We start from the raw sequence: 25393 nt of genomic DNA, 5'->3' as shown, positions 1-25393 counted from the left end.
CGGGTGGATATGACACCAATCTAGGGCCTCGTTGCAAGAATACCACGCCTGCCCGTCGTGAACTGATCGTGATTTCACTGACATATTGAAAACGGGCGGAGGTTTCCCCCCGCCCGTCCGCATGGCAACGCGCGTCCCCGGTCAGTTGGCCGGGACCGGTTCCTCAGGTGCCTCCTGGGTGGGGACCTCCTCGACAGGCGTCTCGGGTGCGGGGACCGGCTCCGCCTCGGGGGCGGCCTCGCCCTCGCCCGCGGCGGGGCTGTCCAGGTCCACCGGCGATTCGGGCTGCAGGATGCCACCCTCTTCCTGCGGCGGCGTGGCCAGGCTCTCGGGCAGCGGGGTCAGCTCGACGCCGGCGGATTCGCCGATCCGGTTGCCCTCGCTGTCATAGAGCTCGGGCGAGACCAGCTGTTCCTCGCCGCCGTTCTGCCCCAGTTCCAGCCCGAGCCGTTCGGCCGAATTCCCCGCCGGCACCGGCGTCGAGGCCGGGCTCGCATCCGCCGCACCGTCGGTGGACAGATAGGTGAAGAATTCGCTGTTCGGCTGCAGCACCAGCGAGCTGTTATCCCCGCGCAGCGCCCGCTGATAGGAGGTCAGCGACCGCGTGAAGGCAAAGAATTCCGGATCGCGGCCATAGGCGTCGGCATAGATGGCGTTGCGCTGCGCATCGGCCTCGCCTCGCACGATCTCGGACCGGCGCTGCGCCTCAGAGGTCAGCTCGACCACGGTCCGGTCGGCGGCGGCGCGGACGCGCTGCGCGGCCTCGTTACCGCGCGCGACCTCGTCGGCGGCCTCGCGCGCGCGTTCGGCGCGCATCCGGGCATAGGTGGCATTCAGATTCTGCTCGGGCAGGTCGGTGCGGGTCAGGCGGACGTCGATGATCTCGATCCCCAGACCGGCCGAGTTGTTGCGCGCCTCGTTGCGGATCTGGTTCATCAGGCTGGTCCGGTCGTCCGACAGAACGGCGGTCGACGGGACGGTACCCAGAACCTCGCGGATGGCGTTGCGGACGATGGGTTCCAGCCGCATCTGCGCGCCCGACACGCCCTGCACGCCGACCGCCTGGCGGAAGCGCACCGGATCGGTGATCCGAAAGCGGGCGAAGGCATCGACCACCAGGCGGCGGTCGTCCAGCGGCGTGACCTCCAGCGGGCTGGTCGGCAGGCCCAGGATCCGGCCGTCATATTTGACGACATTGTCCACGAAGGGCAGCTTGAAGTTCAGGCCCGGCGTCTCCTGCACGTCGACGACGCGGCCAAGCCGCAGGACCAGCGCCTTCTCGCGCTCGTCCACGATGAACAGCGAGGATGCGACGACGACGGCCACCGCGACGACGGCCGGGATGGCCAGGGTTCCCAACAGGGTCTTGCGTCCGGCCATCAGTTCGTCCCTCCGCTGGTCGTGGTTCCGGCCGGGCCGGTCGTCTGCGATGCCCCGGGCGAGGCGGTCGCGCTGGTATTGGGCTGGGTGCCGCCGGTCTGGCTGCCCGTCTGGCCGCCTTGGGTGCCGCGCAGCTGGTCCAGCGGCAGATAGGGCACGACGCCCGATCCACCCTCGCCGCCGGCGATGCCCTCGCCGATGATGATCTTGTTCACGTCGCCCAGGACCTGCTCCATCGTCTCCAGATACATCCGGCGACGGGTCACGTCGGGCGCGTTCACATATTCCTCGTAGATCGAGTTGAAGCGCGAGGCTTCACCGACGGCGGTGTTGACCGCCTCGGCGCGATAGGCCTCGGCCTGTTCCAGGATCTGGGCGGCCTGACCGCGGGCTGCGGCCAGTTCGCGGTTGGCATAGGCGTCGGCCTCGTTCTGCAGGCGGTCGCGTTCCTGCTGGGCGGCCTGGACCTCGCGGAAGGCGTCGATCACCTCGGCCGGGGGGTCGGCGCGGTCCAGGTTGACCCGGACGACGTTGATGCCCGACTGATAGGCGTCCAGCGTGTTCTGCACCGCCGCCTGAAGGTCCGTGGCGATGGCGCCGCGGTCGCGGTTCAGGATGGGGGCCAGTTCGCTGCGCGCGATGATGTCGCGCATCGCGGCCTCGGACACGGCGCGGATCGTGTCGGCGGGATCGGCCAGGTTGAACAGGAACATCTGCGGGTCGCGGATATTCCAGACGACCTGGTATTCCATGTCCACGATGTTCTGGTCGCGGGTCAGCATCAGCCCGCTATCCATCGGGCCCGCGGCGCCGGTGCCGATCTCGGTCACGCGTTCGTTGGTGACGGACACGACCTCGGCGGTGACGACGGGCCAGGGGGCAAAGTTCAGACCCTCGGTCCCGACCGAGATGGCGCGGCCGAACAGGAACTCGACCGATTGTTCGTTCGTTTGCACCCGATAGAAGCTGGCAAAGGCCCAGAGACCCGCCACCACCAGACCTGCCACGGCCAGGGTCGAACGGTTGATCTGGAAGTTGGGGCCGGAGGGGCCGCGGCCATGGCCGCCGCCGTTCATGCCGCCGCCATTGCCGTTCCGGCCGCCCATCAGGACGCGCAGGCGTTCCTGGCCCTTCTTCATCAGGTCTTCGATCTCGGGTCGGGGCGGTTCGCCCCCCGGTCCGGGACGACGCGATCCGTTCGGCGGCTGTGCCCCCCAAGGCCGGTTTGCGGGCTTCTTGTCCCCATCCCCGTCACCCCGGCCGCCATTTCCGCCGCCGCCTCCGCCCCAGGGGCCCTGATTTGCCATCCGTCAGACCTTCTTTCGCTGGTATTTCCGTTGGTTGAAAACTGGTGCCCAGGGCGGGGAAATGCAACCCTGCCCGGGCGCCGCAGACGCGACCCAAGGCCGCGCCCACGGGAATGTCAGCCGCCCACCCCCTGATGCCGGCGCGCAGGCGCGCGCATGGTGACCAGTTCCTCGGCGGCGGTCGGGTGGACCGCGATGGTCGCGTCGAACTGGGCCTTGGTGGCGCCCATGCCGATGGGGATGGCGGCCAGCTGGATCATCTCGCCCGCCTCGGGGCCGAAGATGTGACAGCCCAGCACCCGGTCGTCGGCGGGATCGACCAGCAGCTTCATCATCACCTTGGCGTCGCTGCCCGCGAACATCGACCGCATCGGGCGGAAGGTCGTGGCATAGACATCGACCGGGCCGCGCGCCTTGGCCTGTTCCTCGGTCAGGCCCACGGTGGCCAGCTCATGCGGGCGCAGATAGACGGCGCTGGCGACCAGGCCGTGATCGACCGTCCGGGGCCGCGCGCCAAAGACCGTGTCGGCAAAGGCATGCCCCTCGCGGATCGCCACGGGGGTCAGGTTCACCCGGTCGGTCACGTCCCCCACCGCAAAGATCGAGGGCACGCAGGTCTGCGACCAGTCATCGACCTCGATCGCGCCGTTGGGCGTCAGGCGGACCTCGGTATTCTCCAACCCCAGCCCTGCGGTATAGGGCGCGCGCCCCGCCGCCATCAGCACCGCGTCGAAGCGCTCCTCCGTCCCATCGTCGAAGCGCACGCGGATGCCCTCGCCGTCGCGTTCCAGCGCCACGGGCGTCAGGCCGAGGCGCAGATCCACCCCCACCGCGCTCAGCTGCAGCGTCGCCAGGTCGCGCGCCTCGCGGTCGAAGCCGCGCAGGACCGCATTGCCGCGATAGGCCTGGACCGTGTCCACCCCCAGCCCCGCCAGGATCGTGGCGAATTCACAGGCGATGAAGCCGCCGCCCACCAGCAGCACCCGCCCCGGCAGGCGGTCCATCAGGAACAGGTCGTCCGAGACCATCGCCAGTTCCTCGCCCGGGATGCCGATCCGCGCGGGGCGGCCGCCGGCGGCGATCAGGATGTGGCGGGCGGATTTCACCGTGCCATCGGCCAGGCGGACCTCGTGATGGCCGATCAGCGTGGCGCGCTGGTCGTGGATCTCGACGCCCGCGCGGGTCAGGCCCGCGCGATAGATCAGCTCCAGCCGGGTCAGCTCGGCATCCAGCTTCTCGCGGAAGACGGTCCAGTCGAATGCGCCTGCCTGCGCGCCGCACCAGCCATAGCCGCGCATCTCCTCGGCCATCAGCCCGGCCTGGGAGGCAAAGATCATCAGCTTCTTGGGCACGCAGCCGCGGATGACGCAAGTGCCGCCCATGCGGCTTTCCTCGGCCAGCCCGACCTTGGCGCCATGTTCGCCCGCCGCGATCCGCGCCCCCCGGACCCCGCCCGAACCGCCGCCGATGACGAAGAGGTCGTAGTCGAAGCTCATCTCATTCCCCTTCCTGGGCCAGCATGTCGGCATCGATGTCGTTGCGTGCCAGCTCGATCACGCTGCCATCCTCGCGCCCGATGATGGCCAGATCGCACATGCCCAGAAACAGCCCGTGTTCCACCACTCCCGGAATGGCCGAAAGCGCGCGGGCCAAGGCGACGGGATCCTCGATCCGGGCCAGATGCAGGTCCAGGATCAGGTTGCCCTCGTCGGTGATGACCGGATCGCTGCCGCGCAGGCGCTGCAGCACGTCGCATTCGCCCAGATCCTGCGCCTCCAGCGCGCGGCGGATCAGCTTGCGCGTCGTCTCGAAGCCGAATTCCAGAACCTCGACCGGCAGGGGAAAGGCGCCCAAGGTCTCGACCACCTTGGCGGGGTCGGCCACGACGACCATGCGGTCGCTGGCCGCGGCCACGACCTTCTCGCGCAGATGGGCGGCACCCCCGCCCTTGACCAGGTGCAGATGCGGGTCGACCTCGTCGGCGCCGTCGATGGTCAGGTCCAGCCAGCCGATCTGGTCCAGCGTCTCGATCCGCAGGCCCAGGCTCTCGGCCAGTTCGGCCGTCGCGCGCGAGGTCGCGGCGCAGCGCAGCGTCAACCCTTCGGCCGCGACCCGCGCGGCCAGTTCGCGCACCATGATCGCCGCGGTCGAGCCGGTGCCCAGACCCAGCCTCATCCCGTCCTCGACCATGGCGACGGCGGCCCGTGCGGCGGCCAGCTTGGCCGGATCGACCCCTTGCGATTGCGACATGACGACATCCCCTTGCCAACATCTGGCGGCCTTATAGGACAAGCCGCCGCCAAGGGCGAGAGGAACCGGTCAGCCCCGACCGGCCGTCTCGGGCAGGACCACGGTGAAGCGGCTGCCCTCGCCCACGCGGCTGTCGATGCGCAGCCGGCCGCGATGGCGGTTCACGATATGCTTGACGATGGCCAGGCCCAGCCCGGTGCCGCCCTGCGCGCGCGCCCGGTGCCCGTCCACGCGATAGAAGCGTTCGGTCAGCCGCGGCAGGTGCTGTTCCTCGATCCCGTCGCCGTGATCCTCGATCGTGACCGCCCAGGCCGGGCCGCGCAGCACAGCCTCATGCGGGATGCGCGACAGCGACACCCGCAGCACCCCGCCGGACCCCCCGTATTTCACCGCGTTCTCGATCAGGTTCTGAAAGACCTGGGTCAGCTGGTCGGTATCGCCCGGCAGGCGCAGCGGCTGGTCCAGCCCCTGGGTCCGCACCACGACGCCCGCCGCCTCGATCCGCGGGCCCAGCATGGCCAGCGTGCCGCGCAGCAGGCCCGGCAGGTCCACGCGCCCCGCCGGGCGCTGGCGTTCCTCGGCCTGAACGCGGCTCAGCGACAGCAGGTCGCTGATCAGCCGGTTCATGCGCCCGGCCTCGCGTTCCATGATGTCCAGAAAGCGGTCGCGGGCGCGGGCATCGTCGCGGGCGGGGCCGCGCAGCGTCTCGATGAAGCCGGTCATGGCGGTCAAAGGGGTCTTCAGCTCGTGGCTGACATTGGCCACGAAATCGCGGCGCATCTGTTCGGCCTCTTCGGCCATGCTGCGGTCCTGCACAGCGATGGTCGCGCCGCGCCCCAAGGCGGCGGGCAACGGCGCGACGGTCACCTCGGCCAGGATCTCGCGCCCGTCGGCGGCGCAGTTGGCGCGCAGCGTCACCACCCCGTCGGGCGGCTTGGGCAAGGCGGGGTCATGGGGGGGCTGGGGCGCCTCGGTCGGGTCCAGCGCCCAATCGACGGCGCGCAGGATCGCGGGGTGGCGCAGGACGGTCACGAAGGGCCGCCCCTCCAGATCCGCGCCCAGCAGGGCCGCGGCCAGCGCATTGGCCGCCGCCACCCGCGCGTCGCGGTCCACGGCCAGCATGGGCACGGGCACCGCGTCCAGAAACCCCGCCAAGCGACGCGAGGCCAAGGCCATCTCAGCCCGCCCGCGGGGCAAGGCCCGCCCGGAACCGGGCCGCGTTCTCGCGGTAGCGGGCGGCCGATCCGCGCAGTCCGGCCCGCGCGGCAACGTCCAGCATCCGCACCACCCGGCCCGGCGCGCCCATGACCAGGGCACCGGCGGGGATCTCGCGCCCCTCGGGGATCAGGGCGCCGGCGCCGATCAGCGCGCCCTCGCCGATGACGGCGCCGTTCAGGATGGTGGCGCCCATGCCGACCAGCGCCCCGTCCCCGATCCGGCAGCCATGCAGGATCGCGCGGTGGCCGATGGTGCAATCGGCCCCGATCACCAGCGGAAAGCCCGGATCGGTATGCAGGCAGCACAGGTCCTGGACATTGCTGCCCTGCCCCACCCGGATCAGGTCATTGTCGCCCCGAAGCACCGCCCCGAACCAGACCGAGCCGTGATCGGCGATCTCGACATGGCCCATGACCTGGGCATCGGGCGCGATCCAGGCGCTGTCGGCGATGGCGGGGCTGCGGTCGTCCAGGGTCCAGATCACGGTGCCTCCTCGGCCATCAGGCGCTGCACGAAACCGCCCAGGCCCGCCTGGCGGTCGCGGCGCAGGCGTTCGGCGGTCAGGATGGCGCGCATCCGCGCCTCGGTCTGGTCCAGGTCGTCATTGACCAGGACGTAATCGTATTCGGCCCAATGGCTGATCTCGGACCGGCTTTTCAGCATGCGCCCGGCGATGACCTCGTCGCTGTCCTGGCCGCGGCCGCGCAGGCGGCGCTCCAGCTCCGGCAGGGATGGCGGCAGCACGAAGATCGACACGACATGGGCCCCCAGGGCCGATGCGCGGATCTGCTGGCCGCCCTGCCAGTCCACGTCGAAGAGCGTGTCGCGCCCGGCCTGCATGGCCGCCTCGACCGGGCCGCGCGGGCTGCCATAGAGATTGCCGAAGACCTCGGCATGTTCCAGCATCTGGCCGTCGCGGACCAGGGCCATGAACTCCGCGCGGGTGGTGAAATGGTAATGCTGGCCGTCGACCTCGCCCGGGCGGGGCGCCCGCGTCGTGGCCGAGACCGAAAAGCGCAGTGCCGGGTCCCAAACCATCAGGCGCCGGGCCAGGGTCGATTTGCCCGCCCCCGACGGCGATGACAGGATGACCATCAGGCCGGTGCGGTCGATCATGGCGAACTATCCTTGCCCTTCCGTCGTCCCGGCCCGGGATGCAACGACAGGGCGCCCCGGTCAAGACCCGGCGGTCGCGACGATCTTAACCATTTGTTCAGGAAATGACTCGGCGCGGGGCGGTCATCCGCGTTATGGTGGGGTGTGAGATCGGCCTCTGGCAGGCCGGACGAAGTGTGAAGGGTGGACCGTTGTCGGAACGCGAAGAGGGAACGGACAGCAAGACGGGCCTGCCGCAGGACGCGGCCGGCCAGATCCTGCGCCTGCAGGATTACGAGACCTGCCGCCCGGACCGCGTCCTGCGCGAGATGCGCGATTACTGGGACGGCATCCGCCGCGGGCGGGCCATTCCGGCGCGGTCGGACGTGGACCCGCGCGGCATCGCTCGGACGCTGGATTACGCCTTCATCCTGGAACGGATCGCGCCGGGGGCGGGACGCCTGCGCCTGGCGGGGCGGCACCTGATCGACCTGATGGGGATGGAGGTGCGCGGCATGCCGATCTGCGCCTTTCTGAACACGACGTCGCGGGGGCGGTTCTCGGACGTGCTGGAAAGCGTGTTCAAGGCACCCCAGATCGCGCGGCTGACGCTGCATGGCAAGGCCGATTATGCCCGCCCCGCCCTGTCCGCGCAGATGCTGCTCCTGCCGCTGCGGTCGGATCTGGGCGACGTGACGCGCGCCCTGGGCTGCCTGGTGGCCGAGGGCGATACCGGCATCGCGCCGCGCCGCTTCGATCTGATCGACGATGAGGTGATGCCGATCATCGAGGGCGGCAAGACCGTCACCCCTTCGCCCTCGACCATCGGCTTTGCCGAGGGCAGCGCGGAATTCGCCCGCCGCCCGGGCCGGCGCGCCCCGCCGACGGTCACCACCGCGCCCCCGCCGGAAACGCCCGAGGAACGGCGCGCGATGTTCCGCGTGATCCAGACCGCACCCGAGACGGAGTGACCGGCCCTCAGGCCAAGAGCCCCCGCCGCCAGCGATAGAGCGCGGCCGCCGACCGCCCCTCGGCCCGCGCGGCGGGCAGGGTCATGTCCTCAAACCGGCGAAAGCCCTGGTTCTTCAGCAGATGCCGCGCCGCAAGGTCGTCGAGGAAACATTCCGCCGCGATCTCGGGCAGGTCATGGCGGGCGGCCAGTTCGGCCAGGACGGCGGCGACCATCTCCTGCCCCAGGCCCTGACCGGCGTGATCGGGGTCCAGCAGAAAGCGCAGCATCGGCGGGCGGTCCGCCGTCACGCCCACCGCGCCGATCATCCGCCCGTCCCGGCGCACGGCCAGCCGCAGGGGCAGGCCCAGCCCGTCGCCCTGATCCGCCCCAAGGTCCGGGGCGGTCGCCGGGATCATCCGCGCGATGCGGGGATCGGCCAGCAGCCGGTCCAGATCCGGGCCGTCCTGCGGGCGCAGCGTATCGATCCGCAGGCGCGGCGTGGTGACGGAAAAGGCATGGCGCGCCGCAAAACCCGCGCGGGTCAGCTCCAGCGCATGGGCCTCGACCGGGCCGCCTTGGGGGCGCGATTGCAGGGTCAGGCGGCCGGTTTCCACAAATCCCATCCGGTCCAGCAGGTGGCGCGACCGGTGATTGCCCAGCAGGCAATGCGCCTGGACCGAGGCCGCGCCCGTCGCGAACAGCCGCGACAGCGCCAGGACCGCCGCCCGCTGGCCGATGCCGCGCCCTTGGCAGTCGGGCGCGATCCAGATGCCGAAGACGCGGCCCGCCTGGACCATGCCGACCAGCGCGTCGTCCATGCGGATCGCATATTCGTCCAGCCCGGCCACGGCGATGAAGTCGCGCGCATCCTCCAGCCGGTATGGCCAAGGCAGCGTGGTCAGCCAGCGCACCGTGTCCCAATCGGCCAGGGCGCGGGTGATCCGCCCCGCATCTTCGGGCCATGGCCGCGACAGGATGACGGGGTGATCCATCGCGCCCTCAGCCCGCCGGAACGACCCGGACGGCACCGCCCTTGGCCGACAGCGCGATCTGGCCATCCGCCAGCCGCAGCGCGTCCTGGCCGAAGACCTCGGCCCGCCAGCCCTGCAGCGCGGGCAGGTCGCGTTCGCCCGTGGCGATCGCATCCAGATCCGCAGATGAGGCGATCAGCTTGGGCGCCACCCCCGCCGCATCGGCCTTGGCCTTCAGCAGCACGCGCAGCAGGTCCGACAGGGCGGCATTGCCCGGCTTGCCCGGTTCGTCATTGCGGGGCTGGGGCAGGTCGCGCGCCTCCAGCCCGGCCTTGACGGCGGCCAGGATGCCGGCGGCGATATCGCCCTTGCGGGCCTCGCGCAGCAGCAGGCGGGACTTGCCCAGATCGCCCTCGTTCTGCGGCTTGGTCGAGGCCAGCTCGATCATCGCGTCATCCTTGTAGACGCGCGACCGGGGGATGTCGCGGGCCTGGGCATAGGATTCCCGGAACCGCGCCAGTTCCCGCAGGATCGCCAGGAAGCGCGGCGAATTGGTGCGGGTGCGCACCTTCATCCAGGCCTCCTCCGGGCGGGTGATATAGGTCTCGGGGTCGGTCAGGACGGCCATCTCCTCGGCCAGCCAGGCCTCGCGCCCGGTCTTCCTCAGCTCGGCCGACAGGAATTCATAGATCACCCGCAGATGCGTCACATCGGCCAGCGCATAGGCGGCCTGGGCATCCGAGAGCGGCCGGCGCGACCAGTCGGTGAAGCGCGAGGACTTGTCCAGGTTCGCCTTGGCAATCTTGCGGACCAGGGTCTCATACCCGACCTGTTCGCCAAAGCCGCAGACCATCGCCGCGACCTGGGTGTCGAACATGGGCGTGGGAAAGATGCCCGCGTCGTGGTGAAAGATCTCCAGGTCCTGGCGCGCGGCATGGAAGACCTTGACCGTGCCGGTATGGCGGAACAGGTCATAGAGCGGTTCCAGCGACAGCCCCTCGGCTAGGGGATCGACCAGCACGGCCTCGCCCCCGGCGTCGCGGGTCGTCGATGCGGGCGGCACGGCCAGCTGGATCAGGCACAGCTTGGACCAATAGGTCCGCTCGCGCAGGAATTCCGTGTCGACGGTGACATAGGGGGCGGATTTCGCGGCCTCGCAGAAACGGGCCAGGTCTTCGGTGCGGGTGATGGTGGGGATGTCGTGGCTCATTCGGCTCTTTCGGAACGGGCGGTTCGTCCGCCAATCCCGACGATTTACGCCCATGCGCCGCGTTTGGAAAGCCCCGTTTCGGCGGCCGCGCCCGTGCGGGGCGCGGCCCCTGCCCCTATTCGGGGGCCTTTTCGCCGGGCCGTTCGCGCAGGGCCTCGGCCACGCCCGGCTCGCATTCGGTCCTGTCGGCCATGGGCACACCGGTGCGGAAGGCCGCGCGCCCGATCAGATGCGCCGCGACCGGCGCCGTCAGCAGCAGGAACAGGATCGCCGCCACCGCGCGGGCGATGACCGTGCCTTCGGCAAAGTTGATCGCCACGGCCACCAGGATCAGGCCGGATCCCAGGGTGCCCGCCTTGGTCGAGGCATGCATCCGCGTCAGCAGATCCGGCAGGCGCAACAGCCCCAGCCCCGCGGCAAAGCAGAAGATGCCGCCCGAGATGACGAAGAAGGAGACAACCAGCTCGGTGATCATGTCAGGTCCTCCGCCGCCAGCAGGATGCGGCGTTCCAGGTATCGCGCCAGGCAGACGGTGGCCAGAAAGCCCACCAGCGCCAGCACCACCGCCACGTCCAGAAAGCCCGCATTGGCCGCCTGCAGCGCCGCCAGACCCCCGAACGAGACCAGCTGCACCGTCATCGCGTCCAAGGCCACGATGCGGTCGGCCAGGGTCGGGCCGCGCACCAGCCGGATCGCGGCCAGCGTCACGCCCAGGATGACCAGGGCAAAGCCCAGGATGATCGCGTAATCCAGAATGCTCATGTCGTTCACTCCGTAGCCTCCCGGACCCAGACTTCGAACCGGTTGGTGATCTGCGCGCGGATCGCGTCAGGGTCGTCGGCGAACATCGCGTGGATGTAGAGCGTGCTGCGATCCTTGGACACGTCCAGCGACAGCGTCCCCGGCGTCAGCGAGATGAAGTTCGCCAGCAGCGTGATCTGCAGGTCCGATGTCACCGTCAGCGGCACCGAGATCAGCGCCGGGTTCGATGCCTGTCCCGGCGTCATCACGTCGCGCACCACCGGCAGCGAGCTGATGACCAGCTCGTAGACGAACATCACGATCAGCCGCGCCCAGTAATAGAGCCGCAGGAAATAGCGCCCCGTTTCCGGGAACAGCGGCCGGACGACCCACATCGCGGCCAGACCCACCAGAAAGCCGGTGAGCAGCCCCCCCAGGGTCATCCCCCCGGTCAGCGCGACCCAGGCAAAGGCCAGCACCATGTTGATGGCAAAGAGGTTCATGGCTGCACCCCCAGGACGGTCGTGACATATTCGGTCGGATCAAGCAGCTGCTGCGCCGACCGCTCGGCGAACTGCACGAAGGGTTCGGGGAAAAGGCCGATGATGCAGGTCAGCGCGGCCAAGGCCACGATGGGCAGCATCAGGGCCATGCGCTCGCCCGTGGGGATGTCCGACAGGCGCGGCTTGATCCCGTCGGGATGGGACGGCCAGAAGGCCGCGCCCCAGATCTTGGTCATCGAGAAGATCGTCAGCAGGCCCACGGCCAGCGACACGCCCGCGACGAACCACATCTCCAGGTCCAGGGCGGCCTTGACGACGACGTATTTGGCCCAGAAGCCCGACAGCGGCGGAAAGCCCGCCAGCGAGAATGCCGGGATCAGGAACAGGAAGGCCAGGACCGGCGCATGGGCGTAAAGCCCCCCGATCCGCGACAGGTCCGTGGACCCCGCAATACGCTTGGCCACGCCCGCGACGAAGAACAGGTTCGCCTTCACGATGATGTGGTGGACCAGGTAGAAGACCGCACCCACCAGCCCCAGGGGCGTATAGAGCGCCAGGCCCAGCACCATGTAGCCGATCTGGCTGATGATGTGGAAGGACAGGATGCGGCGGAAATCGTTCATCGCCGCCGCGCCAAGGACGCCGGTGACCATGGTCACCACCGCCAGCCACAGCAGCAGCGTATGGGTGAAGCCCACATCCTGGTCGAAGATCAGCGTGAACATGCGGATCAGCGCATAGACGCCCACCTTGGTCAGCAGGCCCGCAAAGATCGCCGAGACCGCGACCGGCGGCGTGTGATAGGAGGCCGGCAGCCAGAAGAACAGCGGGAACAGCGCCGCCTTGACCCCGAAGGCCACCATGAACATCACCGCGACCGTGGTCAGCAGGCCCTGGTTCTCGACCTGGCGGACGGCCAGGTGCAGGTCGGCCATGTTCAGCGTACCGGTCATGCCGTAGAGCAGCCCGATCCCCGCCAGGAACATGATGGTCGAGACCAGGTTCAGCAGCACATACTTGATGCCGCCATCCAGTTGTTCGCGCGTCCCGCCCAGGACCAAGAGGCCGAAGCTGGAGATCAGCATGACCTCGAACCAGACATAGAGGTTGAACAGGTCGCCCGTCAGGAAGGACCCGCAGACGCCCATCAGCAGGGTCTGCAGCAGGGCGTGAAAGCCCAGCTTCTCCAGCCGCTCGGGGATCTCGGCCAAGGTGTAGATGACGGTGGCCAGGCCGGTGATCGCGGTGATCACGACCATGACCGCGCCCAGGAGGTCCGCCGCCAGGGTGATGCCGAAGGGCGCGTCCCAGTTCGACATCTGGCCCGCGACGACGCCTTGGTCCAGCACCTCGGACATCAGCATGACCGAGGCCAGCAGCAGCGCCAGCGTGCCCACGACCGAAATCCAGCGCCCGGCGGGGGAGTTGCGGAACAGATAGGCCAGGACCGCCGTGAACAGCGGGATCAGGATGGGATAGACCAGAAGCCAGCTCATATTCCGGCCTCCTGCCCGGTGGCGGGTTTGTCGGGATTGGCCCGGCCCAGGCCCAGCCTGCCGGTATCCTCGTCACGGCCGTCGCGCGGTTCGGCGATGCGCATCTCGTCGCTGTTGACGGTGCCGAGCGTCATGAAGGTGCGATAGACCAGCGCCAGCGTGAAGGCCAGCAGGCCGAAGCCGATGACGATGGCCGTCAGCACCAGCGCCTGCGGCAGCGCATTGGCCACCACGCCGGTGGGGGCGTATTCGCCCGCGTCGATCAGGGGCGGCGCACCGGCCGTCAGGCGGCCCGCGGCAAAGATCACCAGGTTGACGGCATTGGACAGCAGCACCAGCCCGAACAGGAAGCGCAGCACATTGCGGTCCAGCATCAGATAGGTCGATGTCGCCACCAGCACGCCGATGGTCAGGGACAGAAGAAGCTCCACGTTCAGATCTCCTGTTCCATGGCAAAGACCAGGGTCAGGATTCCGCCGAAGACGGCCATGTAGACTCCGATATCGAAAAACAGGACGGATGAGATCGGCAGGTAGCTGTCGCCGTCCTGAAACAGGAACAGCCACTGGCCGGTGAAGAAGGGCTGGCCGAAGAAGCCCGCGGCCAGGCCCGACAGGCCCGCGACCCCCAGGCCCAGCATCGCCAGGTTCGACGGGTCGATCCGCAGCGCGGTCCGCGCCTCGTCCACCGATGTCGCGATGGTATAGAGGATGAAGGCCGTCGCCCCGATCAGCCCGCCGATGAAGCCGCCGCCGGGCAGGTTATGCCCGCGCAGCAGCGAATAGACCGAAAACATCAGCAGCAGGGCCGCCAGCAGGCGCGTGGTGGTGGTCAGGATCAGCGATTGCATGTCTCAGCCCTCCTTTTCCGCGTCGGTCCGGCTGCGGGGCGATCCGCCGCGCAGCAGGGCCAGCGCGCCGATCGCGGCGATGGCGACGACGACGATTTCCCCGAACGTGTCCACGGTGCGGAAATCGACCAGGATCACGTTCACGATGTTGCGCCCGAAGGCCTCGGGATAGGAGGCCGCCTCGAAGAACTGGGTCAGGCGCGGATCGAAGGCCCCCGCCAGCATCGAGGTCATCAGCAGCGTGGTGATCAGCCCCATGCCGCCCGCGATGACCGCATGGCCGGTGCGGAACCCGCCCTTGGTGCGCCGCGGCAGATAGGGCAGCCGCAGCATCGCCAGGCTGACCAGCACGACGACCAGAACCTCGACCAGCAGCTGGGTGATGGCCACGTCCGGCGCGCTGAACATGATGAAGAGCAGCGCGACCCCGATGCCCGCGGCGCCCATGCCCGCCACAGCGGTCATGCGGCTGTGGGTCATCACCGTCAGCACGGCGCCCGCGATGATCAGCGCCAGCACCGTCCACTGGATCGGATGCACGCCGTCGGTGGTCATCCCCACCCCGGTCGCGAAGGCGCCGCGCAGGATGAAGGTGCCGCCCACCAGCACCACGAAGGTGGCGAAGGTGACCGCCATGTAGCGCGGCAGGTCGCCGTTCTGGATGATCCGGGTCTGCCAGGCGGCCATGGCCTTGAACCCCTCCAGCAGGCGGTCCCAGCCCGCGTCGAAATCGACCGGGTTGCGGGATTCGAACCGCATCAGCCCCGCCCGCACGGCCTCGTGCCGGCGATAGAGCAGCCAGCCCGCCACGAAGGTCAGGATCGACAGGACCAGCGCCATGTTGAACCCGCCCCACAGGTAAAGATGCACGGGACGCACCTCGCCGAAGACGGCATGGGTCGCGGGACCGACCAGGTAATATCCCAGCACCCCCGGCACCAGGCCGAAGATCAGCGACAGCGCGCCCAGGACCAGCGGCCCGGCCAGCATGGGCCAAGGCCCCTCATGCGCCTCGGTGGGCGTGGGGCGCAGATCGCCGCGGAAGGGCTTCAGCGCGACGATCCCGCCGACGGCGAACATCATCACCGATGCGGCGAAGGCCATGACCGTGACCCAGAAGGCGCCGAAGCCGCCGAGGCCCAGCCCCGCCTTGTACATGAATTCCTTGCCGATGAAGCCGACCATGGGCGGGATGCCCGCCATGCTGATCGCGGCCATGGCCGCCGCCAGCCCGGTCAGCGGCATCGCCTTGGACAGACCCCCCAGCACGCCCGCCTCGCGGGTGCCGGTGGCGTGATCGACGATGCCGATCATCAAGAACAGCGCCGCCTTGTAGAGCGAATGCACCACCAGGAACAGCATCGCCGCCATGATCGCGTAATGCGTGCCCGCCCCCAGGAACATCGTCAGCGTGCCGAGCGCCATCAGCGTGGTATAGGCCAGCACCTGCTTGATGTCGGTCTGGCGCAGCGCCATGACCGAGGCGAAGACCGCCGTGACACCGCCGAACAGCGTCAGGATCCAGAACCAGGCATCCGTGCCGCCAAGCGCGGGGTTCATCCGCGCCATCAGGAACACGCCCGCCTTCACCATCGTGGCGCTGTGCAGATAGGCCGAAACCGGCGTCGGCGCGGCCATGGCATTGGGCAGCCAGAAATGGAACGGCACCTGCGCGGATTTGGTGAAGCCCCCTGCCAGGAACAGCAGCAGGATCGCCAGATACCAGGGATGGGCGCGGATCAGATCGCCCTGCTGGGTGATCTGCGACAGCTCGAACGTGCCCGCGACATTGCCGATGACGATGATGCCCGCCAGCAGGATCAGCCCGCCCGTCCCCGTGACCAGCAGCGCCTGCAGCGCCGAACGCCGCGACTTGGCGCTGTCGGCATTGAAGCCGATCAGCAGATAGGAGGCGATGGTCGTCACCTCCCAGAACACGAACAGCGCGATCAGGTTGTCGGCCAGGACCAGCCCCAGCATCCCCACCATGAACATCAGCAGATAGCTGACAAATCGGGGATAATCGGGATGCTGGCCCAGATAGCGGGCCGAATAGAGCGTGACCGCCGTGCCGATCCCGGTGATCAGCAGCGCGAAGGTCAGGCTCAGCCCGTCCAGCAGCACCGACAGGCGCACCCCGAGCGAGGGCACCCAATCAAAGCCGTGGACCTGCGGCCCCTGGGCGATCTGGGGCAGCCACCCCAGGAAATACAGAAACAGGATCGCCGGGAAGGCGACAGAGATCCAGCCCGCAGGCCCCCCCATCACGCGATCCACCTTGGGATAGTCGTCAGCCATGTCTCGAACCTCTGTCGCGGCATGCAGTTGGCGAAGGGTCTTAGCACCCTTCCCCGGCGGAAAACAGACGCACCGGGCCCGGTTTGGTGCCGCCGCGTCAGAAAAAAATTCCGCCCCGCCCCGCGACCCCTGCGCGGCCCCTATAAAGAAGTGCCCCCGCGCCGAGGCCCGCCGGTCAAGCGTCGCACGCGCCGCAGGGTGCGACGGTCTGACGCAGGACGGGGCGGGCGAAAACCGCGGCCGGGCGGGCGCTTGGCGGGCCGGTCGCGGGGCGCGGCATGGCGGGGGGCTTGTGCGGGCCCGGCGCTTGGGGTCTTGATGCAAGGCTGATGGCGCGGTCCGGCCGCGCGTGATTCGCGTTCTTCGAAAGGGACATCGGATGCAGCTTTCCCGCAACCATGCCGCCGGCAACAGCCTGGCGATGAAGACCGGCCTGACCTTGGCCGCCGCCGCCATGATCGCCCTGGGCGCCAAGGCGCAGGTGCCCTTCTGGCCCGTGCCGATGACCCTGCAGACGCTGGCCGTGCTGGTCATCGCGGCGGGCCTGGGGCCGCGGCTCGGGCTGGCGGCGATGGGGGCCTATATGGCGGCGGGGCTGGCGGGCCTGCCGGTCTTTGCCGGATCGCCGGAACGCGGGATCGGGCTGGCCTATCTGGCGGGGCCGACCACGGGGTTCCTGATCGGCATGGCGCTGGCCATGGTCGTCACCGGCTGGCTGGCCCAAGGCCGCGGCCTGGGGATGCGTGCGCTGGCCATGCTGGCGGGCACGGTCGCGATCTATGTGCCGGGGCTGATCTGGCTGTCGGCCTTCGTGCCGGCCGACCGGCTGCTGGCGGTGGGCGTGGCGCCCTTCATCCTGGGCGACATGGTCAAGATCGCCTTGGGCGCGCTGGCGCTGCAGGCCTTTGCCCGCCGCTGATCGCGGGCCCGTGCAATCCGGAACGGGGGCCCCGCGCGGGCCCCTTTTTCATGGCCTTCGGCGGGTGACAGCGGGGCGGGGCTCGATTACACATCGCGCATGTCTTTCGCATGACAGGGGATCGCGATGCAGCAGGCCAGGATCGGGTTGATCGGATTGGGAACCATGGGCGCGGCGCTGGCGCTGAACATTGCCGATAACGGCTTTCCCATCGCCGTCTGGAACCGCACGACCGAGGTGACCCGCCGCTTTGCCGATGCCGCGGGCGACCTGGCCACCCGGATCGTCCCGACCGAAAGCCTGCAGGATCTGGTCGCCGCCATCGCCCGGCCCCGTGCGATCATCCTGATGGTCCCCGCGGGCCAAGCCGTCGACGACCAGCTGCAGGCGCTGGCCCCGCTGCTGGAGGCCGACGACCTGGTCATCGACGCGGGCAATGCCGATTTCCACGACACCAACCGCCGCGACGCGGCCGACCTGCCCTTCCGCTTTCTGGGCATGGGCGTGTCCGGCGGCGAGGAGGGCGCGCGCCACGGCCCCGCCATCATGGGCGGCGGACGGGCCGAGGATTGGGACCGCGTGGCCCCTGTGATGACCGCCATCGCCGCCCGCGCCGATGACGGCACCCTCTGCGCGGCCCGGATGGGCGATGCGGGGGCGGGGCATTTCGTCAAGATGGTCCATAACGGCATCGAATATGCCGACATGCAGATGATCGCCGAGGTCTATGGCCTGATGCGCGACGGGCTGGCGCTGGAATCGCAGGCGATCTCGGACATCTTCGCGCGCTGGAACGAGGGCACGCTGTCCAGCTATCTGATCGAGATCTCGGCCAAGGTCACGGCGGCGCGCGATCCGCTGACCGGCCAGCCCATGCCCGACGTGATCCTGGACCGGGCGGGCCAGAAGGGCACCGGCCGCTGGACCGCGATCGAGGCGCAGCACCTCGCCGCCCCCATCCCGGTGATCGAGGCCGCGGTGATGGCGCGCAATGTCAGCGCCCGGCTGGAGGAACGGCGCGCGGGCCAGGACCGTTTCGGCGCGGCCCCCGGCCCCGTCGCGCTGGATGCCGATGCGCTGGAACGCGCGCTGATCGCGGGCAAGATCCTGTGCTATGCCCAAGGCTTCACGATGATCGCGCGCGCCTCCGAGGGGTTCGGCTGGACGCTGGACCTGCCGGGCATCGCGCGGGTCTGGCGGGCGGGCTGCATCATCCGGTCGGCCATGCTGAACGACATGGCCGATGCCTTGGCCCAGGACCCGGGCCGCAACCTGGTGCTGGCCCCGTTCTTCGCCGATCTGATCGAGGCATCCCTGCCCGCCCTGCGCCAGGTCGTGTCCCAAGGCATCGCGGCGGGCCACGCCCTGCCCGCGCTGGCATCGGGGCTGACCTGGTTCGACATGATGCGCACCGCGCGCGGCACCGCCAACCTGATCCAGGCGCAGCGCGACTTCTTCGGGGCGCATGGCTTCGACCGGCTGGACGGGGCCGACCGGCATCACGGGCCTTGGGGTCAGTCCGCCTGACGGTTCAGCTCGCCCAGGGTCAGCATCGGGGATGCGTCGATCCCCTGGGCGTTCAGCATCGCGGCCACCCGTTCCAGGCTGGCCACCAGCATCGCCTGTTCCCAGTCCTGCAGGGCGTGAAAGCCGGTCACGAAATGCTGCTGCAGGGCGTCGGGCGCCTCGCGCAGGGCGCGCAGCCCGGGATCGGTCAGGATGACATGCATCTGGCGGCGGTCCGTGCTGGATCGCTGGCGCTGCGTCAGGCCCAGCTTGTCCAGCTGATCGACCAGCGCGGTGACGGTCGCCTGGCTGACCCCCATCTGCGCGGCCAGCCGGGTCGGCGTCGCACTGCGATCGGGCGCGCCCGACAGGATCTGCAGCACCCGCAGCTTGGCCGGGGTCAGCCCCGCCGCCTGCGCCAGGTCGCGTTCATATTGTTCGGTGGCGCGCAGGATGCGGCGCAGCGCGATCAGCGCGGCATCGGTGCGGGGAATGGCGGAATCGCGGCTCATGACGCCGTTATGCCACCGCCACGGGCGTCCTGACAATCGAAAGACCGCTTCGATGTCCCAATCTGTTCGGTCACGCGCCCGTGTGGCAGGCGTGAATTAAACCCTTGGGATACCGGCACTTGGCTGAATTCTCCCTGAAATCGGCCGCGATGGTTGAAACCAGGGGTCCGGTTTGTTAGTTTGACGCTCGAAGCAACTGAGGACCAGCAGCCCATGCCCCGCGACATGCAAGACATCGATACGACAAGCCAGCTTGTCTTCCGCAAGCCCGATCCCACCGATGGCAGCAACATCTGGGACCTGGTGCGGCAGTGCAAGCCGCTTGACGAGAATTCGATGTATTGCAACCTGGTCCAGACCGACCATTTCCGCGACACCTGCGTCGTGGCCGAACTGGAGGGGCGGATCGTGGGCTGGGTCTCGGGGCACCTGATCCCGGGCCAGGACGCGCTTTTCGTGTGGCAGGTGGCCGTCAGCCCCGTCGCACGCGGCATGGGGTTGGGCCGCCGGATGCTGACGCATCTGCTGGCCCGTCCGGAATGCGCCGAGGCGCGCCACCTGAACACCACGATCACGCGAGACAACGACGCCTCTTGGGCGCTGTTCCGCAGCTTGGCCCGCAGCCTGGGCGGCACGCTGGATGACGATCCGCATTACAAGCGGGACGAACATTTCGACGGCCGCCACGCGACCGAACACATGGTGACGATCGAATTGCCGCAGCCCCTGCCCCGGGTTCACGCGGCCTGATTCTCTTCACAGATCGAAGCATTCAAAGATAACGCGCATCGCGCGAAAGGATATCTCATGCCCAAGGACATGACTGCGACCACCACCGATACCGGCATCTTCACCCGCCGCGAAAGCGAGGCCCGGTCCTATTGCCGCGGCATCCCGACGCTGTTCCAATCGGCCAGCGGCTCGATCATGCGCGGCGCGGACGGTCGGGACTATATCGACTTTCTGGCCGGCTGCTCGTCGCTGAACTATGGCCATAACGACCCCGACATGAAGGCGGCGCTGATCGACCACATCGCGGGCGACGGCATCGCGCATGGTCTGGACCTGCACACCACCACCAAGGCCGATTTCCTGCGCGCCTTCGAGGCCCATATCCTAAAGCCGCGCGGCATGGATCACCGGGTGATGTTCACCGGCCCCACCGGCGCCAATGCCGTCGAGGCCGCGATGAAGATCGCGCGCAAATCGACCGGGCGCACGAATGTCATCGCCTTCACCAACGGCTTTCACGGTGTGACCATGGGCGCGCTGGCCGCGACCGGCAACGGCTATCACCGCGGCGGCGCGGGGATGGAGACGCAGGGCGTCACCCGCGTCCCCTATGACGGTTACGCCGACGGGCTGGACAGCGCGGCCCTGCTGGACCAGATGCTGTCGGACAATTCGGGCGGCATCGACGCCCCCGCCGCCATCATGATGGAGACGGTCCAGGGCGAGGGCGGCCTGAACGCCGCATCCGCCGATTTCATCCGCGCCGTCGCCGACATTGCCAAGCGCCACGGCGCGCTGCTGATCCTGGACGACATCCAGGCGGGCTGCGGACGGACCGGCAAGTTCTTCTCCTTCGAGGAGATGGGCGTGATGCCGGACCTGGTGCCGATGGCCAAATCCGTGTCGGGCTTCGGCCTGCCGCTGGCCATGGTGCTGGTGCGCCCCGAACATGATGTCTTCGGCCCCGCCGAACATAACGGCACCTTCCGGGGCAACACCCATGCCTTCGTCACCGCCCGCGTCGCGGTCGAGAAGTTCTGGGCCGATGGCGCATTCGAGACCGTTCTGGCCCGCCGCGCCACGCTGATCGAGGACCGGCTGACCGAACTGGCCGCCCTGGTCCCCGGCGCCTATCTGAAGGGCCGCGGGTTGATGCGCGGCGTCGATGTGGGCACGGGCGATCTGGCAGGGGCCATCTGCAAGCGCGCCTTCGAGGGCGGGCTGATCATCGAGACCTCGGGGAACGAGGATCAGGTCGTCAAGGTCCTGGCCCCCCTGACCACCCCGGACGAGGTTCTGACCCGCGGCTTCGACATCCTGCTGGATGCCGCCCGCGCCGTCACCTCCACCACCACCATTGCTGCGGAGTAACCCATGATTGTTCGCGATTTCAACGAATTGAAGAATACCGACCGATCCGTGTCGGATGCCCGCTGGAATTCGGTCCGCATGCTGCTGGCCGATGACGGGATGGGCTTTTCCTTCCACATCACCACGCTGGAGGCGGGCTCGGAACATCAGTTCCACTACAAGCACCATTTCGAAAGCGTCTATTGCATGCAGGGCAAGGGCTCGATCACCGATCTGGGCACGGGCGAAACCCATGCCATCAAGCCGGGCGTGATGTATGCGCTGAACCTGCATGACAAGCACATCCTGCGCGCGGATGAGACCTTGGTCATGGCCTGCTGCTTCAACCCGCCGGTCACCGGGACCGAGGTGCATCAGGAGGACGGCAGCTACGCCCCTGCCGAGACGGCATGATGGGTCATACTGTCGAAAAGATCGGCGGCACCTCGATGTCGCGCCTCCACGAGCTGCGCGACACGGTGCTGATCGGCGATCCCGCGGCGCCCTATGGCCGGATCTTCGTCGTCTCGGCCTTTGGCGGCATCACCAACCTGCTGCTCGAACACAAGAAATCGGGCGAGCCGGGGGTCTATGCGGCCTTCGCCTCGGGCGAGGGCGACCATGGCTGGCTGGCCGCGCTGGACCGCGCCAGCGACGCGATGATCGAGGCGCATCGGGTCGTTCTGGATCATCCGGGCGATCTGGAACGGGCTGACGCCTTTGTCCGCGACCGCCTGGTCGGGGCGCGCAACTGCCTGATCGACCTGCAGCGCCTGTGCTCCTATGGGCATTTCCGGCTGTCGGAACACATGCTGCAGACGCGCGAGCTGTTGTCGGGGCTGGGCGAGGCGCATTCCGCCTTCGTCACCACGCTGATGTTGCAGCGCGCGGGCATCCAGGCGCGCTTCGTCGATCTGTCGGGATGGCGCGACACGGGCGAGGTCAGCCTGGAGGAACGCATCACCGGCGCCATGTCCGGCGTCGATCCGCAGACCGAGATGCCCATCGTCACCGGCTATGCCCAGTGCCGCGAGGGGTTGATGCGCGAATTCGACCGCGGCTATTCCGAGGTGACCTTCTCGCGGCTGGCCGCCCTGACCGGCGCGCGCGAGGCGATCATCCACAAGGAATTCCACCTCTCCTCGGCCGATCCGAACCTTGTGGGCCATGACGCGGTGCGCAAGCTGGGCCGCACGAATTACGACGTGGCCGACCAGCTGTCGAACCTGGGGATGGAGGCGATCCACCCCAAGGCCGCCAAGACCCTGCGTCAGTCGGGCGTGCCGCTGCGCGTGACCAATGCCTTCGAGCCGCATGACCCGGGCACGCTGATCGACGACCAGCCCGCCCCCTCGCCCGCGGTCGAGATCGTGACGGGCCTCGACGTCTTTGCGCTGGAGCTGTTCGAACAGGACATGGTCGGTGCCAAGGGCTACGACGCGGCGATCCTTGAGGTGCTGACCCGTCACAAGGTCCGCATCGTCAGCAAGGTCTCGAATGCCAACACGATCACCCATTACGTGGACAGCAGCCTGAAGGTCCTGCGCCGGGTCGAGAAGGACCTGACCGAGCGCTACCCCTCGGCCCAAGTCTCGTCGCGGGCAGTGGCGATGGCGGCGGCGGTCGGGCGTGATCTGGAAGGGCTGAAGGTCCTGTCGCGCGGTCTGAACGCGCTGGCCGCATCGGGGTTGGAGGCGATCGGCGCGACCCAAGGTCCCCGCGCCGTGGACGTCCAGTTCATCATCGAACGGGAATCCCTGTCGGGCGCCATCGCCGCCCTGCACGGCGCCTTGGTCGAGGATCGCAAGACCGACCTGGCCGCGGTGGCCTGAGACGGAAAACGGCGGCCCCACGGCCCCCGTTCGCCTTATCGCGTGATCGGCTGGCCCGAGACCGGGTCGATCCGCATCTTCACCTCGCGATTGTCCGAGGTGTAATATTCCACCTCCCAATAGCCGTCGCTGTCCCATTCGACCTCGTCGAAATGGCCCAGATCGGTGGCCGGGTCGTTTTCCAGCCCGGCCAGGATCTGGGACAGCGGCATCGCATCGGCGGGCGGCGTCGATTGCGCGGCGGCCGCAAGGGGTGCGGCGGTCAGGGCCAGGATGGCCAGCGGGCGCAGGATCATCGGATCGTCCTTTCTGTGCATTCGGTCCGGGCCAACCCGGGCGCACCGGGCCCGGTTCCACCCTTGCGAAGCGCCCGGGCCCGGCCTATATCTGATCTGTCCGGAGCGATCCGGACTATGGACATAAACGCGCTCGTAATAAGCGGATCGGACCCGGGGGCGGTACCCGGCGGCTCCACCAGATCACCTTCGTTGGGGGATAATGGGGCCGAAACAGGATCGACGAACGTCTAAAGGGGTTATGCTTTGTCCCGGTGAGCGACCACCGTTATCGGTGCAAATTGTACAGTTGCCAACGACAACCGTGCTCCGGTCGCGCTGGCTGCGTAAGCAGTCCGCAAGATCGAAACCTAAGCCCTTGCGCCTAGCAGCGTAAGGCGGGGCCCGCAGGAGCCTGGCAACAGAATCCTGCATCTTATCCCCCTTGAAATTTTGACGCACCGGATGGTTTAGGATTCAACGTTCCTTAACTGCCGTCGGGTAAGACTGTGGCCATGCTTTTGCGAAAGGATCGCCGCGTGGCCATTTCCGATGTGAATACTGTAACCGACCTTCAGGCCCGGCTGGAATTCCTGGGCCTCGACGGTGCCGATCAGGCCCGGATCAGGGCGATCTCGCCCCAGATCCAGGTCAGCGTCGCCAAGGCGCTGGAGGCCTTCTATACCAAGGTCGCGGCGACCCCCATCCTGCGCCGCCACTTCTCGGACAAGGCGCATACGGACCGCGCCCGGTCCAGCCAGGCGCGGCACTGGGACCGCATCGCCTCGGGCGAATACGGGTCGGATTACGCCGATGCCGTGACCCGGATCGGCGCCGTCCATGCCCGCATCGGGCTGGAGCCGCGCTGGTATATCGGCGGATATGGGCTGGTGCTGGACCAGGTGATCCGCGACCTGCTGACGGAACGCAGGACGCTGACCGCGGCCGGCCGGATGAGGCTGGCCGAGGACATCTCGGCGGTGATGCGCGCCGCGCTGCTGGATGTGGACCTGTCGATCTCGACCTATCTGGACCAGGTGGACGGGCGCCGTCGCGCCTCCGAGGCGGCGCAGCAGCGCGCCTTCGAGGCCTTGGCCGACGCCATGGGCCGGCTGGCCGAGGGCGATCTGACCGCCCAGCTGGACCCCGATCTGTCGGCGCGGACGCATTTCAACGACACGATCGAACGGCTCGGCGGCATCATGACCTCGGTCCGCGACGCCGCCCATCAGATCGGCACCGGCACGGGCGAGATCGCAGCCGCCTCGGACGACCTGGCGCGGCGCACCGAACAGCAGGCGGCCAGCCTGGAACAGACCTCGGCCGCGCTGAACGAGATGACCGAAGCGGTGCGCGATTCCGCCACCCGCAGCCGCCAAGCCGAGGAGATGACCACCCGCGCCCGACAGGTCGCCAGCCGCGGCAGCGAGATCATGGAACAGACGCGCACGGCGATGGCCGATGTCTCATCCAGCGCGGGCGAGATGGGTCAGATCATCGGCGTGATCAGCGAGATCGCCTTCCAGACGAACCTGCTGGCCCTGAATGCCGGGGTCGAGGCCGCCCGCGCGGGCGAGGCCGGGCGCGGTTTCGCCGTCGTGGCGGCCGAGGTGCGCGCCTTGGCGCAACGCTCCGCCGATGCGGTGCGCACCATCCAGACGCTGATCGACCGCAGCGTCGAACAGACGACCCATGGCGTGTCGCTGGTCGGTGCCACCCATCAGGCGCTGACCGACATCCTGAAGGTCTTTGACGAGATCGAGACCATCGTGACCGAGATGTCGGCCACCGCGCAGCGCCAGTCGCTCAGCATCTCCGAGATCAACAGCGCGGTGCGCTATCTGGACGATGTCACCCAGCAGAACGCCGCCATGGTCGAGGAGGCGAACGCCACCAGCAGCCTGCTGAACACCGAGGCCAAGGAGCTGACGCGCCTGGTCAGCAGCTTCCGCACCGCCCAGGACGCGCCCGCGGCGATGCGGCTGACCGGCTGATC

At 68.5% G+C, this 25393-nt stretch carries 26 protein-coding genes and 1 other RNA gene; 9 read left to right on the top strand and 18 right to left on the bottom strand.

Going from position 1 to position 25393, the window contains the following annotated elements:
• Positions 1-141 precede the first annotated feature (141 nt).
• The 7 genes from hflC to gmk all read right to left on the bottom strand — a co-directional run bounded on the left by hflC (position 142) and on the right by gmk (position 7268).
• Complete coding sequence (gene hflC, locus JHW48_RS07610; protein WP_119884941.1) at positions 142-1380, bottom strand: SPFH domain-containing protein; 1239 nt, start codon at positions 1378-1380, stop codon at positions 142-144.
• Complete coding sequence (hflK, locus tag JHW48_RS07605; protein ID WP_119884940.1) at positions 1380-2687, bottom strand: FtsH protease activity modulator HflK; 1308 nt, start codon at positions 2685-2687, stop codon at positions 1380-1382. The genes hflC and hflK overlap by 1 nt, the downstream gene beginning before the upstream one ends.
• A gap of 116 nt (positions 2688-2803) precedes the next feature.
• Positions 2804-4183, bottom strand: a complete 1380-nt coding sequence (gorA, locus tag JHW48_RS07600) for a glutathione-disulfide reductase (RefSeq protein ID WP_119884939.1) — start codon at positions 4181-4183, stop codon at positions 2804-2806.
• A 1-nt stretch (position 4184) separates the two neighbouring features.
• On the bottom strand, positions 4185-4937 hold the full coding sequence (rpiA, locus tag JHW48_RS07595) for a ribose-5-phosphate isomerase RpiA (protein WP_119884938.1): 753 nt from the start codon (positions 4935-4937) through the stop codon (positions 4185-4187).
• A gap of 69 nt (positions 4938-5006) precedes the next feature.
• Positions 5007-6107, bottom strand: a complete 1101-nt coding sequence (locus tag JHW48_RS07590) for a sensor histidine kinase (protein WP_419182414.1) — start codon at positions 6105-6107, stop codon at positions 5007-5009.
• A 7-nt stretch (positions 6108-6114) separates the two neighbouring features.
• Positions 6115-6639 (bottom strand): gamma carbonic anhydrase family protein, encoded by a 525-nt coding sequence (locus JHW48_RS07585; protein ID WP_119884936.1) that lies wholly within the window; start codon positions 6637-6639, stop codon positions 6115-6117.
• Positions 6636-7268 carry a guanylate kinase gene (gene gmk / locus JHW48_RS07580; RefSeq protein ID WP_170152213.1) on the bottom strand — a complete coding sequence of 211 codons (633 nt, stop codon included), beginning with the start codon at positions 7266-7268 and terminating at the stop codon, positions 6636-6638. Before gmk ends, JHW48_RS07585 begins: the two co-directional genes overlap by 4 nt.
• 194 nt (positions 7269-7462) lie before the next feature.
• Between gmk and JHW48_RS07575 the strand changes: the two genes are divergently transcribed.
• Positions 7463-8221, top strand: a complete 759-nt coding sequence (locus tag JHW48_RS07575; RefSeq protein WP_240637675.1) for a PAS domain-containing protein — start codon at positions 7463-7465, stop codon at positions 8219-8221.
• Positions 8222-8228: 7 nt separating this feature from the next.
• Here JHW48_RS07575 and JHW48_RS07570 read toward each other — a convergent pair whose 3' ends face one another.
• From JHW48_RS07570 to JHW48_RS07530, 9 genes are all read right to left on the bottom strand, one after another.
• Positions 8229-9194, bottom strand: a complete 966-nt coding sequence (locus tag JHW48_RS07570; protein ID WP_170152209.1) for a GNAT family N-acetyltransferase — start codon at positions 9192-9194, stop codon at positions 8229-8231.
• Between the two features lie 7 nt (positions 9195-9201).
• Positions 9202-10371, bottom strand: a complete 1170-nt coding sequence (gene rnd / locus JHW48_RS07565; protein WP_119884970.1) for a ribonuclease D — start codon at positions 10369-10371, stop codon at positions 9202-9204.
• Positions 10372-10498: 127 nt separating this feature from the next.
• Positions 10499-10858: a monovalent cation/H(+) antiporter subunit G gene (mnhG, locus tag JHW48_RS07560; RefSeq protein WP_119884932.1), complete on the bottom strand. Its 360-nt coding sequence runs from the start codon at positions 10856-10858 to the stop codon at positions 10499-10501.
• Entirely contained in the window at positions 10855-11145 is a 291-nt protein-coding gene (locus tag JHW48_RS07555; RefSeq protein WP_205961857.1) for a monovalent cation/H+ antiporter complex subunit F, read from the bottom strand. Before JHW48_RS07555 ends, mnhG begins: the two co-directional genes overlap by 4 nt.
• 5 nt (positions 11146-11150) lie before the next feature.
• Positions 11151-11627, bottom strand: a complete 477-nt coding sequence (locus JHW48_RS07550; RefSeq protein ID WP_119884931.1) for a Na+/H+ antiporter subunit E — start codon at positions 11625-11627, stop codon at positions 11151-11153.
• Entirely contained in the window at positions 11624-13123 is a 1500-nt protein-coding gene (locus JHW48_RS07545; RefSeq protein ID WP_119884930.1) for a Na+/H+ antiporter subunit D, read from the bottom strand. The genes JHW48_RS07550 and JHW48_RS07545 overlap by 4 nt, the downstream gene beginning before the upstream one ends.
• Positions 13120-13554 (bottom strand): Na+/H+ antiporter subunit C, encoded by a 435-nt coding sequence (locus tag JHW48_RS07540; protein ID WP_119884929.1) that lies wholly within the window; start codon positions 13552-13554, stop codon positions 13120-13122. Before JHW48_RS07540 ends, JHW48_RS07545 begins: the two co-directional genes overlap by 4 nt.
• A gap of 2 nt (positions 13555-13556) precedes the next feature.
• Positions 13557-13973 carry an MnhB domain-containing protein gene (locus JHW48_RS07535; protein WP_119884928.1) on the bottom strand — a complete coding sequence of 139 codons (417 nt, stop codon included), beginning with the start codon at positions 13971-13973 and terminating at the stop codon, positions 13557-13559.
• Between the two features lie 3 nt (positions 13974-13976).
• The gene (locus tag JHW48_RS07530; RefSeq protein WP_119884927.1) at positions 13977-16271 is read right to left on the bottom strand and encodes a putative monovalent cation/H+ antiporter subunit A; all 2295 of its coding nucleotides are present in this window, start codon (positions 16269-16271) and stop codon (positions 13977-13979) included.
• 379 nt (positions 16272-16650) lie between these two features.
• Between JHW48_RS07530 and JHW48_RS07525 the strand changes: the two genes are divergently transcribed.
• Positions 16651-17190: a biotin transporter BioY gene (locus JHW48_RS07525; protein ID WP_119884926.1), complete on the top strand. Its 540-nt coding sequence runs from the start codon at positions 16651-16653 to the stop codon at positions 17188-17190.
• A 126-nt stretch (positions 17191-17316) separates the two neighbouring features.
• A complete protein-coding gene (gndA, locus tag JHW48_RS07520) occupies positions 17317-18717 on the top strand; it encodes an NADP-dependent phosphogluconate dehydrogenase (protein WP_119884925.1) in 1401 nt (466 codons plus the stop codon).
• Here gndA and JHW48_RS07515 read toward each other — a convergent pair.
• Complete coding sequence (locus JHW48_RS07515; RefSeq protein ID WP_119884924.1) at positions 18705-19208, bottom strand: MarR family winged helix-turn-helix transcriptional regulator; 504 nt, start codon at positions 19206-19208, stop codon at positions 18705-18707. The genes gndA and JHW48_RS07515 overlap by 13 nt on opposite strands.
• 225 nt (positions 19209-19433) lie before the next feature.
• On the opposite strand from JHW48_RS07515, the gene ectA reads away from it, so the two are divergent.
• Genes ectA through JHW48_RS07495 form a run of 4 tightly spaced genes read left to right on the top strand, consistent with a single transcriptional unit; the run spans position 19434 to position 23122 of the window.
• Positions 19434-19958 (top strand): diaminobutyrate acetyltransferase, encoded by a 525-nt coding sequence (gene ectA / locus JHW48_RS07510; RefSeq protein ID WP_240637674.1) that lies wholly within the window; start codon positions 19434-19436, stop codon positions 19956-19958.
• Positions 19959-20015: 57 nt separating this feature from the next.
• Positions 20016-21311, top strand: coding sequence for a diaminobutyrate--2-oxoglutarate transaminase (gene ectB, locus JHW48_RS07505; protein WP_119884922.1), 1296 nt, complete (start codon positions 20016-20018; stop codon positions 21309-21311).
• A gap of 3 nt (positions 21312-21314) precedes the next feature.
• Positions 21315-21704, top strand: coding sequence for an ectoine synthase (locus tag JHW48_RS07500; RefSeq protein WP_119884921.1), 390 nt, complete (start codon positions 21315-21317; stop codon positions 21702-21704).
• The gene (locus JHW48_RS07495; protein WP_119884968.1) at positions 21704-23122 is read left to right on the top strand and encodes an aspartate kinase; all 1419 of its coding nucleotides are present in this window, start codon (positions 21704-21706) and stop codon (positions 23120-23122) included. Before JHW48_RS07500 ends, JHW48_RS07495 begins: the two co-directional genes overlap by 1 nt.
• Before the next feature lie 35 nt (positions 23123-23157).
• On the opposite strand, the gene JHW48_RS07490 is transcribed toward JHW48_RS07495, so the two are convergent.
• Complete coding sequence (locus JHW48_RS07490) at positions 23158-23418, bottom strand: PepSY domain-containing protein (RefSeq protein ID WP_119884920.1); 261 nt, start codon at positions 23416-23418, stop codon at positions 23158-23160.
• A gap of 59 nt (positions 23419-23477) precedes the next feature.
• Here JHW48_RS07490 and ssrA point away from each other — a divergent pair.
• Both ssrA and JHW48_RS07480 read left to right on the top strand, forming a co-directional pair.
• Positions 23478-23833, top strand: a transfer-messenger RNA (tmRNA) gene (ssrA, locus tag JHW48_RS07485).
• Between the two features lie 103 nt (positions 23834-23936).
• Positions 23937-25391 (top strand): methyl-accepting chemotaxis protein, encoded by a 1455-nt coding sequence (locus tag JHW48_RS07480; RefSeq protein WP_240637673.1) that lies wholly within the window; start codon positions 23937-23939, stop codon positions 25389-25391.
• The last annotated feature ends 2 nt before the right edge of the window (positions 25392-25393 follow it).

Origin of the sequence: Paracoccus aestuarii (genome assembly GCF_028553885.1) — a bacterium.
Lineage (GTDB): Bacteria > Pseudomonadota > Alphaproteobacteria > Rhodobacterales > Rhodobacteraceae > Paracoccus > Paracoccus aestuarii.
The sequence above is the reverse complement of the archived record's forward strand: the minus strand, read 5'-3'. Positions and strand labels throughout refer to the sequence as shown.

What these genes read in the sequence shown, in the direction of transcription:
- gorA (WP_119884939.1), bottom strand. Translation starts at nt 4,183, where the DNA reads ATGAGCTTCGACTACGACCTCTTCGTCATCGGCGGCGGTTCGGGCGGG.
- hflC (WP_119884941.1), bottom strand. Translation starts at nt 1,380, where the DNA reads ATGGCCGGACGCAAGACCCTGTTGGGAACCCTGGCCATCCCGGCCGTC.
- rpiA (WP_119884938.1), bottom strand. Translation starts at nt 4,937, where the DNA reads ATGTCGCAATCGCAAGGGGTCGATCCGGCCAAGCTGGCCGCCGCACGG.
- JHW48_RS07535 (WP_119884928.1), bottom strand. Translation starts at nt 13,973, where the DNA reads ATGCAATCGCTGATCCTGACCACCACCACGCGCCTGCTGGCGGCCCTG.
- JHW48_RS07530 (WP_119884927.1), bottom strand. Translation starts at nt 16,271, where the DNA reads ATGGCTGACGACTATCCCAAGGTGGATCGCGTGATGGGGGGGCCTGCG.
- ectA (WP_240637674.1), top strand. Translation starts at nt 19,434, where the DNA reads ATGCAAGACATCGATACGACAAGCCAGCTTGTCTTCCGCAAGCCCGAT.
- JHW48_RS07555 (WP_205961857.1), bottom strand. Translation starts at nt 11,145, where the DNA reads ATGAGCATTCTGGATTACGCGATCATCCTGGGCTTTGCCCTGGTCATC.
- JHW48_RS07495 (WP_119884968.1), top strand. Translation starts at nt 21,704, where the DNA reads ATGGGTCATACTGTCGAAAAGATCGGCGGCACCTCGATGTCGCGCCTC.
- JHW48_RS07550 (WP_119884931.1), bottom strand. Translation starts at nt 11,627, where the DNA reads ATGAACCTCTTTGCCATCAACATGGTGCTGGCCTTTGCCTGGGTCGCG.
- JHW48_RS07570 (WP_170152209.1), bottom strand. Translation starts at nt 9,194, where the DNA reads ATGGATCACCCCGTCATCCTGTCGCGGCCATGGCCCGAAGATGCGGGG.
- JHW48_RS07545 (WP_119884930.1), bottom strand. Translation starts at nt 13,123, where the DNA reads ATGAGCTGGCTTCTGGTCTATCCCATCCTGATCCCGCTGTTCACGGCG.
- gndA (WP_119884925.1), top strand. Translation starts at nt 17,317, where the DNA reads ATGCAGCAGGCCAGGATCGGGTTGATCGGATTGGGAACCATGGGCGCG.
- JHW48_RS07515 (WP_119884924.1), bottom strand. Translation starts at nt 19,208, where the DNA reads ATGAGCCGCGATTCCGCCATTCCCCGCACCGATGCCGCGCTGATCGCG.
- JHW48_RS07490 (WP_119884920.1), bottom strand. Translation starts at nt 23,418, where the DNA reads ATGATCCTGCGCCCGCTGGCCATCCTGGCCCTGACCGCCGCACCCCTT.
- ectB (WP_119884922.1), top strand. Translation starts at nt 20,016, where the DNA reads ATGCCCAAGGACATGACTGCGACCACCACCGATACCGGCATCTTCACC.
- mnhG (WP_119884932.1), bottom strand. Translation starts at nt 10,858, where the DNA reads ATGATCACCGAGCTGGTTGTCTCCTTCTTCGTCATCTCGGGCGGCATC.
- JHW48_RS07500 (WP_119884921.1), top strand. Translation starts at nt 21,315, where the DNA reads ATGATTGTTCGCGATTTCAACGAATTGAAGAATACCGACCGATCCGTG.
- JHW48_RS07525 (WP_119884926.1), top strand. Translation starts at nt 16,651, where the DNA reads ATGCAGCTTTCCCGCAACCATGCCGCCGGCAACAGCCTGGCGATGAAG.
- hflK (WP_119884940.1), bottom strand. Translation starts at nt 2,687, where the DNA reads ATGGCAAATCAGGGCCCCTGGGGCGGAGGCGGCGGCGGAAATGGCGGC.